At 40.4% G+C, this 11,168-nt stretch carries 24 protein-coding genes and 1 pseudogene; all 25 read right to left on the reverse strand.

Features of this window, described 5'->3' with window-relative positions:
• Positions 1–25 precede the first annotated feature (25 nt).
• Positions 26–382 (reverse strand): 30S ribosomal protein S13, encoded by a 357-nt coding sequence (rpsM, locus tag V3O24_RS06785; protein ID WP_104422812.1) that lies wholly within the window; start codon positions 380–382, stop codon positions 26–28.
• A 76-nt stretch (positions 383–458) separates the two neighbouring features.
• The gene (rpmJ, locus tag V3O24_RS06790) at positions 459–572 is read right to left on the reverse strand and encodes a 50S ribosomal protein L36 (protein ID WP_081466878.1); all 114 of its coding nucleotides are present in this window, start codon (positions 570–572) and stop codon (positions 459–461) included.
• Positions 573–607: 35 nt separating this feature from the next.
• On the reverse strand, positions 608–1,930 hold the full coding sequence (secY, locus tag V3O24_RS06795) for a preprotein translocase subunit SecY (protein ID WP_258076559.1): 1,323 nt from the start codon (positions 1,928–1,930) through the stop codon (positions 608–610).
• A complete protein-coding gene (rplO, locus tag V3O24_RS06800; RefSeq protein ID WP_104422813.1) occupies positions 1,931–2,365 on the reverse strand; it encodes a 50S ribosomal protein L15 in 435 nt (144 codons plus the stop codon).
• Entirely contained in the window at positions 2,365–2,550 is a 186-nt protein-coding gene (gene rpmD / locus V3O24_RS06805) for a 50S ribosomal protein L30 (protein WP_104423005.1), read from the reverse strand. Before rpmD ends, rplO begins: the two co-directional genes overlap by 1 nt.
• 5 nt (positions 2,551–2,555) lie before the next feature.
• Positions 2,556–3,062, reverse strand: coding sequence for a 30S ribosomal protein S5 (gene rpsE, locus V3O24_RS06810; protein ID WP_006890472.1), 507 nt, complete (start codon positions 3,060–3,062; stop codon positions 2,556–2,558).
• Positions 3,063–3,071: 9 nt separating this feature from the next.
• Positions 3,072–3,425, reverse strand: a complete 354-nt coding sequence (rplR, locus tag V3O24_RS06815; protein WP_104422814.1) for a 50S ribosomal protein L18 — start codon at positions 3,423–3,425, stop codon at positions 3,072–3,074.
• A gap of 9 nt (positions 3,426–3,434) precedes the next feature.
• Positions 3,435–3,968, reverse strand: a complete 534-nt coding sequence (gene rplF / locus V3O24_RS06820) for a 50S ribosomal protein L6 (RefSeq protein ID WP_104422815.1) — start codon at positions 3,966–3,968, stop codon at positions 3,435–3,437.
• A gap of 15 nt (positions 3,969–3,983) precedes the next feature.
• On the reverse strand, positions 3,984–4,379 hold the full coding sequence (gene rpsH, locus V3O24_RS06825; protein WP_104422816.1) for a 30S ribosomal protein S8: 396 nt from the start codon (positions 4,377–4,379) through the stop codon (positions 3,984–3,986).
• Between the two features lie 33 nt (positions 4,380–4,412).
• Positions 4,413–4,718 (reverse strand): 30S ribosomal protein S14, encoded by a 306-nt coding sequence (gene rpsN / locus V3O24_RS06830; RefSeq protein ID WP_104422817.1) that lies wholly within the window; start codon positions 4,716–4,718, stop codon positions 4,413–4,415.
• 13 nt (positions 4,719–4,731) lie between these two features.
• Positions 4,732–5,271 (reverse strand): 50S ribosomal protein L5, encoded by a 540-nt coding sequence (gene rplE, locus V3O24_RS06835; protein WP_104422818.1) that lies wholly within the window; start codon positions 5,269–5,271, stop codon positions 4,732–4,734.
• A gap of 16 nt (positions 5,272–5,287) precedes the next feature.
• Positions 5,288–5,605, reverse strand: coding sequence for a 50S ribosomal protein L24 (gene rplX / locus V3O24_RS06840; protein ID WP_104422819.1), 318 nt, complete (start codon positions 5,603–5,605; stop codon positions 5,288–5,290).
• A gap of 13 nt (positions 5,606–5,618) precedes the next feature.
• Positions 5,619–5,987, reverse strand: a complete 369-nt coding sequence (gene rplN / locus V3O24_RS06845; RefSeq protein WP_104422820.1) for a 50S ribosomal protein L14 — start codon at positions 5,985–5,987, stop codon at positions 5,619–5,621.
• A 42-nt stretch (positions 5,988–6,029) separates the two neighbouring features.
• On the reverse strand, positions 6,030–6,293 hold the full coding sequence (gene rpsQ / locus V3O24_RS06850) for a 30S ribosomal protein S17 (RefSeq protein ID WP_104422821.1): 264 nt from the start codon (positions 6,291–6,293) through the stop codon (positions 6,030–6,032).
• A gap of 1 nt (position 6,294) precedes the next feature.
• Positions 6,295–6,486: a 50S ribosomal protein L29 gene (rpmC, locus tag V3O24_RS06855; RefSeq protein WP_104422822.1), complete on the reverse strand. Its 192-nt coding sequence runs from the start codon at positions 6,484–6,486 to the stop codon at positions 6,295–6,297.
• Positions 6,486–6,899 (reverse strand): 50S ribosomal protein L16, encoded by a 414-nt coding sequence (gene rplP, locus V3O24_RS06860; RefSeq protein ID WP_104422823.1) that lies wholly within the window; start codon positions 6,897–6,899, stop codon positions 6,486–6,488. The genes rpmC and rplP overlap by 1 nt, the downstream gene beginning before the upstream one ends.
• Positions 6,900–6,917: 18 nt before the next feature.
• Positions 6,918–7,589, reverse strand: coding sequence for a 30S ribosomal protein S3 (rpsC, locus tag V3O24_RS06865; protein ID WP_104422824.1), 672 nt, complete (start codon positions 7,587–7,589; stop codon positions 6,918–6,920).
• Positions 7,590–7,598: 9 nt separating this feature from the next.
• Positions 7,599–7,934 carry a 50S ribosomal protein L22 gene (gene rplV / locus V3O24_RS06870; RefSeq protein ID WP_104422825.1) on the reverse strand — a complete coding sequence of 112 codons (336 nt, stop codon included), beginning with the start codon at positions 7,932–7,934 and terminating at the stop codon, positions 7,599–7,601.
• Positions 7,935–7,942: 8 nt separating this feature from the next.
• The gene (gene rpsS / locus V3O24_RS06875) at positions 7,943–8,215 is read right to left on the reverse strand and encodes a 30S ribosomal protein S19 (protein WP_006890485.1); all 273 of its coding nucleotides are present in this window, start codon (positions 8,213–8,215) and stop codon (positions 7,943–7,945) included.
• 12 nt (positions 8,216–8,227) lie between these two features.
• Positions 8,228–9,055, reverse strand: a complete 828-nt coding sequence (rplB, locus tag V3O24_RS06880) for a 50S ribosomal protein L2 (protein WP_104422826.1) — start codon at positions 9,053–9,055, stop codon at positions 8,228–8,230.
• A gap of 41 nt (positions 9,056–9,096) precedes the next feature.
• Positions 9,097–9,396, reverse strand: coding sequence for a 50S ribosomal protein L23 (rplW, locus tag V3O24_RS06885; protein ID WP_104422827.1), 300 nt, complete (start codon positions 9,394–9,396; stop codon positions 9,097–9,099).
• Complete coding sequence (gene rplD, locus V3O24_RS06890) at positions 9,393–10,013, reverse strand: 50S ribosomal protein L4 (RefSeq protein ID WP_104422828.1); 621 nt, start codon at positions 10,011–10,013, stop codon at positions 9,393–9,395. The genes rplW and rplD overlap by 4 nt, the downstream gene beginning before the upstream one ends.
• A gap of 3 nt (positions 10,014–10,016) precedes the next feature.
• Positions 10,017–10,667 carry a 50S ribosomal protein L3 gene (gene rplC / locus V3O24_RS06895; protein WP_104422829.1) on the reverse strand — a complete coding sequence of 217 codons (651 nt, stop codon included), beginning with the start codon at positions 10,665–10,667 and terminating at the stop codon, positions 10,017–10,019.
• Between the two features lie 19 nt (positions 10,668–10,686).
• Complete coding sequence (gene rpsJ / locus V3O24_RS06900) at positions 10,687–10,998, reverse strand: 30S ribosomal protein S10 (RefSeq protein WP_005373966.1); 312 nt, start codon at positions 10,996–10,998, stop codon at positions 10,687–10,689.
• Between the two features lie 5 nt (positions 10,999–11,003).
• Positions 11,004–11,168 (reverse strand): annotated as a pseudogene (gene tuf / locus V3O24_RS06905) (elongation factor Tu); the annotation flags it as partial.

Here is an 11,168-nt window from a genome sequence, read left to right on the forward strand (position 1 = left end):
CCTCAACCCTCTTTAAAGGAATATCTTATTTTCTAATTGCCTTACGTGGGCCTTTGCGAGTACGAGCATTTGTTCTCGTTCTCTGCCCTCTTAAAGGCAATCCTCTACGATGCCTTATCCCGCGATAGCAACCAAGATCCATCAAACGTTTGATATTCATAGAAACTTCGCGACGAAGATCGCCTTCTACCGTCATCTTCGAAACGACATTTCGAATTAACTCCAACTGTTCTTCAGTTAGTTCTTTTATTTTTATCGAAGGCGCAATACCCACTTCAGCGCAAATCTCACTTGCAGTTTGACGTCCAACGCCATAAATTGCGGTCAATGCAATCACTGCATGCTTATGATCTGGTATATTTATCCCGGCAATACGTGCCATCTAGATACTCCCCTTGGTAGTACTCTAAAGTTAAGCGCCAAATTATAGCATTACATTAATAACGGCGCAACAATTATTATCCTTGCCGTTGTTTATGTTTTCCGTCTTCACAGATAACCCTGACAACGCCATTTCTTTTTACAACCTTACATTTTCTACATATTTTTTTTACAGAGGCTCGAACTTTCACTCACTAACTCCTAGATATTGCTCTTTTGCAATAATTTATTTCTTTAGATTGGCTTTTTTCATCAAGCCATCATATTGCTGGGACATAACATGTGTTTGCATTTGAGAAATGAAATCCATTACAACCACAACAATAATCAACAAAGATGTTCCACCAAAATAAAACGGAACATTCCAGTACACAATCAAAAACTCAGGCAATAAACATACAAGTGTAATATAAAATGCACCAATTAATGTTAATCGAGTCATGACCTTGTCTATATAAGAACTTGTCTGAAGACCAGGCCTTATTCCAGGCAAAAATGCACCCGATTTTTTTAAATTATCAGCAGTTTCTTTTGAATTAAACACTAAAGCCGTGTAAAAGAAACAAAAGAAAATAATAGCTGTTGCATAAAAAATAACATAAACAGGCTGCCCAGGAGAGAGCATTGTAGCTACATCCTGAAGCCAGGAAAACCCATCACTATTTCCAAACCATCCTGCAATCGTAGCTGGAAATAAAATTATACTTGATGCGAAGATAGGTGGTATTACACCCGCCATATTAAGTTTTAGTGGCAAGAAACTACTTTGCCCGGCATACATTTTACGACCTTGCTGTCTCTTTGGGTAATTAATCAAAATCCTTCTTTGTCCTCTCTCTACGAATACAACCAACGCTGTGACGGAAATTGATAAAAGAAACAGCAAAATGATAAATGCCCCATTCATTTCACCTGTTCTCGCCAGTTCCAATGTACCACCTACCGCTTTGGGTATACCAGAAACGATACCGGCAAATATGATAAGTGATATACCGTTACCAATACCACGCTCAGTAACCTGCTCACCTAACCACATCAAAAAAACTGTACCGGTAACTAAAGTAACAGTTGTGATAACAATAAAGCTAATACCTGGACTCAAAACTACCGAAAGACCCCCAGCAGTTTGGTTCTGCAACGCCAAAGAAATTCCAATAGCCTGAAAAGTCGCCAAAATAACAGTTCCAAATCGAGTGTATTGCGAAATCTTACGCCGACCTGACTCGCCTTCTTTTTTTAATTGCTCCATTGCTGGTATAACAACCGTCATCAACTGCATAATAATTGACGCCGAAATATAGGGCATTATACCAAGAGCAAATAAGCTCAAACGCATCAAAGCGCCACCCGAAAACATATTGAACATATCCAGAATTGATCCGCTCTGTTGTTCAAACATAACAGCAAGGGCCTTAGGATCTATTCCAGGAACAGGAATGTGGGCACCGACTCTGTATACAAAAAAGGCTCCTAAAACAAAAAGCAGTCTAGCCTTAAGCTCCGAAAAACCACCAACTTTGCCTGCCACCTGAGCTCTTGAAGTACTCACTTAAACCTCTACTTTTCCGCCAGCTGCTTCAATAGATTTTCTAGCTCCACCTGTTACATTAATCCCTCTTACAACAACAGGTTTGGTCAACTCACCAGATTTAATGATTTTAGCTTTTTTTGTAAATACTGGAACTATATTTGCTGCAACTAGAACCTTAAGATCTATCACTTCAGCAGCTAGATTATTCAATTCGTTTAACCTTACTTCTGCTGAGTACTTGCTTATTAATGAAGTAAAGCCAATCTTAGGCAGTCGGCGCTGCAAAGGCATTTGCCCACCTTCAAAGCCAACTTTATGAAAGCCACCACTACGAGCTTTCTGGCCTTTATGGCCTCTTCCACAAGTTTTACCTAGCGTACAGCCAATACCCCTGCCCACTCTCTTTGATTTCTTTCGAGCCCCTTCACTTGAACGGATAGTATTTAAAAACATTAAACTTCCTCGAATTTTAACATGTACGATACTTTATTTATCATACCTCGGTTTTCAGGTGTATTGAGCACAACAACCGTCTGGTTGATTTTACGCAAGCCCAAACCTTTTAAACAGGCTTGATGGCGCGGTAAACGCCCAAATCTACTTTTTGTCATCGTAACACTTATTTTATTGCCAGTCATAACCACTACCCAATAATCTGTTCAACTGATAAGCCGCGTTTTGCAGCTATTTGGTTAGCGCTATGCATACCTGTAAGACCATTAATAGTTGCTCTAACAACATTAATAGGATTACTAGTTCCAATACATTTAGCTAATACGTTATGCACTCCAACTACTTCAAATACTGCTCTCATTGCTCCACCAGCAATGATACCGGTACCTTCAGAAGCGGGCTGCATGTAAACTTTAGCCGCGCCAGTAGTATTCATAATAGGATATTGCAATGTGTCGCCTTTCAAAGAAACCTTACGCATATTTTTGCGCGCTTGCTCCAAAGACTTTTGTATGGCAATAGGTACCTCGCGAGCTTTACTCACACCGTAGCCGACTCTGCCCTCACCATCACCAACTACTGTTAATGCTGTGAAACCAAAAACCCTACCGCCTTTTACAACTTTTGCAACACGTCTTACATTAACTAATTTTTCTTGTAACCCATCTGCACTAACCTGAGAAGGTGCTGTAGACATCTTATTCCCCTAAAATTTCAAACCGGCTTCACGAGCAGCGTCAGCCAATGCTTTAACGCGACCATGATATTTAAATCCTGAACGATCAAAAGCCACCTCAGAAACTCCGGCAGCAATTGCTTTTTGCGCAATAAATTTTCCAACTTCAGCTGCTGCGCTAATATTTCCAGTATTTTTTAACGTCGATTTAATTTCAGCTTGAGTAGTTGATGCACTAGCTAAAGTCTTCGTTCCATCAGCACTTATTACTTGCGCATAAATATGTTGCGAAGTCTTATGAATTGACAAACGAACAGTGCTTAATTTTTTAATTTTGCTACGCAATTTTAATGCGCGCTTCATACGAGATTGTTTCTTATCCATTACGCTACCTTACTTCTTCTTAGCTTCTTTTCTTGCAACATGCTCGTCAGCATATCTGACACCTTTACCTTTATAAGGCTCAGGTGGACGATAAGCTCTGATTTTCGCAGCAACTTCGCCTACTAACTGCTTATCACTTCCCTTGACAACTATCTCAGTTTGGCTTGGCGTTTCAACTAAAACCCCAGCCGGAACTTCAAAATCAACTGGATGCGAAAATCCAAGTGCAAGATTAAGGATATTACCTTTAGCTTGAGCTCTATAACCCACACCAATCAGGGTCAGTTTTCTTTCAAATCCTGAAGATACTCCAACTACCATATTGTTTACTATAGCTCTTGCTGTTCCGGCTTGAGCAGTAGCTTTTTTATCATTACTGTCCCATTGAACCTGAATTACGTTATCCGTAATATCAAAGCTAACAGCTGAATTAATACTATAAGATAACTGACCATTACTTCCTTTTACAGTCATATTATTACCTTCGAGCTTTATATCCACACCCTTTGGAATATTTACTGGAGCTTTTGCAATTCTTGACATAACCCGGCCTACACCTTAACAAACAGTACAAATGACTTCACCGCCATGTCCACTTGAACGAGCAGCTCTATCGGTCATAACACCTTTCGATGTTGATACAATAGCAATCCCCAACCCGCCAAGAACCTTCGGCAATTCATCCTTAGATTTATAAATACGCAAACCAGGTTTACTAATTCTTTTAATGTTTTCAATTACAGGGACACCTTTATAATACTTCAATTCAATAGTCATTTCTGTATGACTACCAATTGTTTCTACAGAATAGCCCCCAATAAAGCCTTCCTCTTTTAATACCTTCGCTATAGATACTTTTAATTTTGATGAAGGCAGTTTAACGATCTTTTTACCCGCAGATTGCCCGTTTCTAATTCTGGTCAGCATGTCTGCGACTGGGTCTGTCATACTCATTTTATAATCTCTCCAAACTTGATCTAAAAGATCTTACCAACTTGCCTTTACCAAGCCTGGCACATCGCCACGCATCGTTGCTTCTCTTAATTTATTGCGGCTAAGACCAAACTTACGATAATAACCGTGTGGACGTCCGGTTAAGTTACAACGATTACGAACTCTCGATCCGCTAGAGTCTCTAGGCAATTTCTGAAGTTGTAAATGAGCAGATTCTTTATCTTCAAATGAAGCATTAGGGTCTCTGATGATTTCTTTCAAAGACTTACGCTTAACATCATATTTCTGTACTAATTTTTTACGCTTATCTTCACGCGCAATCATCGATTTTTTTGCCATTTTAATGAGCCCTTTAGTTCTTAAATGGAAAATTAAAAAGCCTCAACAAAGCTAAACCTTCTTCGTTCGTTCTAGCTGTTGTTGTGATAGTTATGTCCATGCCGCGCAAAGCATCTATTTTATCATAATCAATTTCAGGAAAAATGATTTGTTCTTTAACGCCCATAGAATAATTACCACGCCCATCAAAGCTTTTAGGGCTCAATCCTCTGAAATCGCGGATGCGAGGTATAGAAATACTTATTAAGCGATCTAAAAACTCATACATCCTATCGCTACGCAGGGTTACCTTGCAACCTATAGGCATGTCGTCACGGATTTTAAAACCCGCAATTGATTTTCTCGCCAAAGTAATGACCGGCTTTTGGCCGGAAATTTTTTCCATGTCGCTAACTGCGGACTGCAATATTTTTTTATCAGCAACAGCGCCACCTACCCCCATATTCAGGGTTATCTTTGTAATTCGAGGCGCCTGCATTACAGAAGCATAAGCAAACTGCTCAACCAATGCTGGAAGAATTTTTTCTTTATATACGGTTTCTAGTCTAGCCATGATCTTTATCTACACCTTACACATCAACAACTTCATTTGTTGACTTAAAATACCTGACTTTTTTCCCGTCTTCTAGAAACTTAAAGCCAACACGATCCGCTTTTTTGGTTGCAGGATTATATAATCCGATGTTAGAAATATTAATCGGCATATCTTTCACAACAATTCCGCCCGAAACCCCAGCGTTTGGATTTGGTTTTTGGTTCTTTTTAACTTGATTAATCCCTTCAACCAAAACCTTATTATCCTTCAAAACTTTACTTACTCTGCCGCTTTTGCCCTTATCCTTACCGGTACGAACAATAACCTCATCGCCTTGCTTAATTCTTTGCATTTTAAACCCTACCTTATAAAACTTCAGGAGCCAGCGAAATGATTTTCATAAATCTTTCACCTCTTAGCTCACGTGTTACAGGGCCAAAAATACGCGTACCAAGCGGCTGTAGATTGTTATTCAGAATAACCGCAGCATTGCCATCAAAACGGATAACAGACCCATCCGGCCTACGAACGCCTTTGCTAGTTCTTACAACCAATGCGTTATAGACTTCGCCTTTTTTTACTCTTCCGCGAGGTATAGCATCTTTTATGCTTACTTTGATGATATCACCAATCCCGGCATAACGCCTATGAGACCCCCCTAATACTTTGATACACATGACCCTTTTTGCACCGCTATTATCGGCGACGTCAAGGTTAGTTTGCATCTGAATCATGATTTATTCCTAATTATCTGTTTATTAAATAGCTACGCAATGCTATTTGTTGGCACTTTCCAAGACTTGAACCAATTTGAAGGTTTTATTCTTGGACATAGGTCTGCATGATGTAATGGATACTACGTCGCCTTCATGGCAAATATTCTGTTCATCATGAGCCATCATTTTAGTTGAACGCTTAATGTATTTACCATAGATAGGGTGTTTTACAACCCTCTCAACTAAAACCGTAATGGTTTTATCCATTTTATTACTAACAACCCGACCAGTGATCGTCCGCAACTTAGTTACATTTTCGCTCATTTTATGCGCTCGCCATTTCGTTTAATATGGTATGGATACGTGCCACATCACGTCTAACCTTTTTTACTTGATCTGGCTTAGACAGCTGACCCGTTCCCTTTTGCATCTTAAGATTAAATTGTTCACGCGACAATTCGAGCAACATTGCCCCTAATTCGTCTTTTGATTTTTGGCGTAATTCACTTGCTTTCATTACATTATTGTCCGAGCGGTAAAAAGTGTTTTCAAAGGTAACTTTGCAGCACCTAGAGCGAATGCTTCTCGAGCCAACTCTTCAGAAACACCTTGTATTTCGTACAACATAGTTCCTGGCTTAACTTGAGCAACCCAGTATTCTACACTACCTTTCCCTTTTCCCATACGAACTTCTAATGGTTTTTTGGTAATTGGCTTATCTGGGAATATTCTAATCCAAAGTTTACCGCCACGTTTAACATGACGAGTAATAGTTCTACGAGCCGACTCAATTTGGCGAGCAGTAAGTCTACCGCGACTTACTGATTTAAGACCAAAATCACCAAAACTTACTGATGAGCCACGCACGGCAGTACCGTTATTTCTGCCTTTATGTTGCTTACGGAATTTAGTTCTTTTAGGTTGAAGCATTGTTCTCTATCCCTTCAACTATTTTTTAGATTCTGAATTAATCGATGCTATATGCGCATCCATATCGAATACTTCGCCTTTGAATATCCACACTTTAATGCCGATAATTCCATAGGTAGTATGTGCTTCAGCTGTTGCATAATCGATGTCTGCCCTTAATGTATGCAAAGGAACTCGTCCCTCTCTATACCATTCACTTCGAGCAATCTCGGCGCCGTTTAATCGACCACCAACATTAATCTTTATGCCTTCTGCACCTAATCTCATTGTATTAGTTACAGCACGCTTCATAGCTCGACGGTACATGATTCTTTTTTCAAGCTGTTGCGCAATACCCTCAGCAACCAACTGGGCGTCTAATTCAGGCTTTCTGATCTCTTCAACATTAAGCTGAACAGGGATGCCCATTATTTTAGACACACCCTGCCTCAACGCTTCTATATCTTCGCCTTTTTTACCGATGACGATACCAGGCCTTGCTGTATGTATCGTAATATGCGCGTTATTTGGCGGACGATTAATCTGAATACGACTTACAGAAGCATGAGCTAATTTCTTTTTAATATAGTCCCTGACCGTCAAGTCTTGGTGCAGAAAAACAGAATAATCCTGACTATTCGCATACCATCGCGAATTCCAATCTTTTACAATACCGAGACGTATGCCTGTTGGATGTACTTTTTGCCCCATTTTCTGCCCCTACTCGTATTCTGCAACTTTAACTGTAATATGGCAGGTTCTTTTAAGGATATGATTTGCACGTCCTTTAGCTCTTGCCTTGAATCTTTTCATAGTCGCCCCTTCATTCACATAAACGGTTGACACTTTCAATTCGTCAATATCTGCGCTTTCATTATGCTCCGCATTAGCGATAGCAGATTCAAGAATCTTTTTAATAATCGCAGCCGCTTTTTTTGAACTAAACTTCAATGTATTCAAAGCCTTCTCAACCGGCATACCACGAATCTGATCACCTACTAACCGCGCTTTTTGTGCAGATAGTGGAGCATTTTTTAATTTTGCTGAAACTTCCATAATACAACCTATCTAGATTTCTTATCAGCCACGTGGCCTTTATATGTGCGAGTTGGCGAAAACTCACCTAATTTATGCCCGACCATATTCTCAGAAATCAGAACAGGTATATGCAATCGTCCATTATGAATTGCGATAGTCAAACCTAACATATCTGGAATAATCATTGATCTTCTTGACCATGTTTTAATCGGTTTCCGATTATTAGTACTTACCGCATCTTCAACTTTTTTGAGCAGATGATGATCAATAAAAGGACCTTTTTTAATTGAACGTGGCACGTTAATTCCTCTCTATTTGAGCTTACGACGTCTGATAATCATATTATCAGTACGCTTATTATTTCTGGTTTTATAGCCCTTAGTTGGCATACCCCAGGGAGATACAGGATGTCTACCACCAGATGTACGGCCTTCACCACCACCATGCGGATGATCAACTGGATTCATTACAACACCTCGAACAGTCGGGCGAACACCACGCCATCTTGAGGCACCAGCCTTTCCGAGAGATACTAAATTATGTTCTGAATTGGAAACCTCTCCAATCACAGCGCGGCAATCAGCCATGACCTTACGCATTTCACCAGAACGCAATCTGATAGTTGCATGAGCTCCGTCTTTAGCCACCAATTGGACTGATGTACCGGCGCTACGAGCAATTTGAGCCCCCTTGCCAGGCTTTAACTCCACGCAATGAACCGTCGTACCCATTGGTATATTTCGTAACGGCATACAGTTACCAGGCTTGACAGCCGTGGTTTCCGAAGAGACCACCTCCTGCCCAACTTCAATTCCTTTAGGTGCAATGATATATCTACGCTCTCCATCCTTAAATAGGATCAACGCGATATTCGCAGTTCTGTTTGGATCGTATTCCAGACGCTCAACAACGGCAGGAATATCGATTTTATTTCTTCTAAAATCAATTATCCGGTAGTGTTGTTTATGCCCACCACCAACATGGCGCGTTGTTATACGCCCCTGATTATTACGCCCGCCACTTTTGCTATTCTTGCTCAACAAAGGCGCATACGGTTTTCCTTTATGCAACTCATCATTTTTGATGCGCACTACAAACCGTGAACCCGGTGACGTCGGTTTAGACTTTACAATAGCCATGCTTTCTACCGTTTCCTATTGATCTTTTAAAACTTAAATTATTAAGCAGCGGAGAAATCTATATCATGGCCGGGCTTAAGTTTTACATAAGCCTTTTTCCAATCAGATCGCTGCCCCAATGAGCCGCCAAATCTTTTTTGCTTGCCCTTAACGTTTAAAACTTGAACAGAATCAACTTCAACGCTAAACATTAGCTCCACGGCACTTTTAACTTGTTTTTTAGTGGCTTGTTTTTGCACTTTAAAAACAAATCGATTGTCTTTTTCCGCAGCAATAGTGCTCTTCTCAGATATAATCGGAGCTTTCAGCACGCCTGCCAAGTGATATTGATTTAAACTCATGCTAAGCGCTCCTCTATTTGCTTCAACGCACCAGGTGTAGCAATAACTTTATCGGCTGAAACCAATAAAACAGGGCTTAAATTAATCGCCTCAATCACTTCTACATAAGGTATGTTTCTTGACGCCAACGCTAAATTTGCATCTACATTCTCAACAACAATAAGAATTCGCTTCGCATCAATATTTTTTATCCTTGAATTCAACTCTTTTGTTTTAGGGCTGGAAGGTAAAATATCATTACTAACCACCAAGCGATCTTGCCTAAGCAATTCGGACAATATTGACCTGACGCCGACCCGAAACATTTTTTTATTCAATTTTTGATCGTAAGACCTTGGTCTAGCAGCAAAAGCGACACCACCGGTTCTCCACACTGGGCTACGCGTTGTTCCAGATCTTGCACGTCCAGTACCTTTTTGTCTCCATGGCTTTGATCCGCCGCCACTGACATCAGACCGCGTCTTCTGCGCTTTCGTTCCAGCACGAGCGCCAGCCAGATACTTTACAACCAACTGATGAACCAATGTCTCATTAAAAGGCTGACCGAATATCGCCTCAGCCACACCAACATTTCCTGAAGAGTCTTGTTCGTTTAAAGCAGGTATTTGCATACTCATGGCTTAACCTTTATTTCGCATTTTCATAGCGGGCGTAATAATTACATCACCGCCCTTGGCACCAGGTACAGCACCTTTCACCAAAATTAAATTTCTTGCCGTATCAATTGAATGGATAGTTAGATTCTGAACTGTAACTTTTTCAGCCCCCATATGACCTTCCATTTTCTTCCCTTTAAATACACGACCAGGTGTTTGACACATACCAATAGAACCCAAAACCCTGTGTGAGCGCGAGTTGCCATGAGTAGCGTCTTGCATGCTGAAATTATGGCGTTTTATACCACCTGCAAAGCCTTTACCTATACTTTTACCTTGGACATCAACAACTTGACCAACTGAGAATATATCTAAAGATAATTGAGATCCGGTAGATAAATTCTCACCTTCACCATCTTCAAGCCTAAACTCCCATAGGCCGCGTCCAGCTGTCACATTAGCCGCCGCGTAATGACCAGCCATCGCTTTATTGACTCGAGAAGATTTTTTATCGCCCGCCGCTACCTGAATCGAACGATAGCCATCAACCTCAATACCTTTAACCTGAGTAACTCTATTTGAGTCAATCTGGAGTACAGTAACTGGTACTGACGAACCATCTTCACAAAAAACTCTGGTCATACCACATTTACGACCTATAAGACCTATTGACATCTGCCAATTCCCCTGCTTCTTAATTCAATTTTATTTGAACATCAACACCAGCCGCAAGATCCAACTTCATCAATGCGTCTACGGTTTTATCTGTTGGTTCAACGATATCTAATAATCGTTTATACGTTCTCAATTCATACTGATCTCTAGCATCTTTGTTTACATGCGGAGAAATTAAAATCGTAAAACGTTCTTTTTTAGTAGGCAATGGAATGGGGCCTTTAACTTGGGCTCCCGTTCTTCTTGCTGTTTCTACTATCTCACCAGCCGATTGATCAATTAATTTATGATCAAATGATTTCAAACGGATTCTGATAGTTTGATTAGACATATACATTACTCGATTATTGATGCAACTACGCCCGCACCTACTGTACGACCACCTTCACGGATTGCAAAACGCAAACCATCATCCATAGCGATCGGTGAAATCAGCTTTACTTTTACTGAAATGTTATCGCCAGGCATTACCATTTCAACGCCTTCCGGCAGCTCAACAGC

It is taken from the genome of Methylobacter sp. Wu8 (assembly GCF_036440755.1).
GTDB lineage: Bacteria > Pseudomonadota > Gammaproteobacteria > Methylococcales > Methylomonadaceae > Methylobacter_A > Methylobacter_A tundripaludum_A.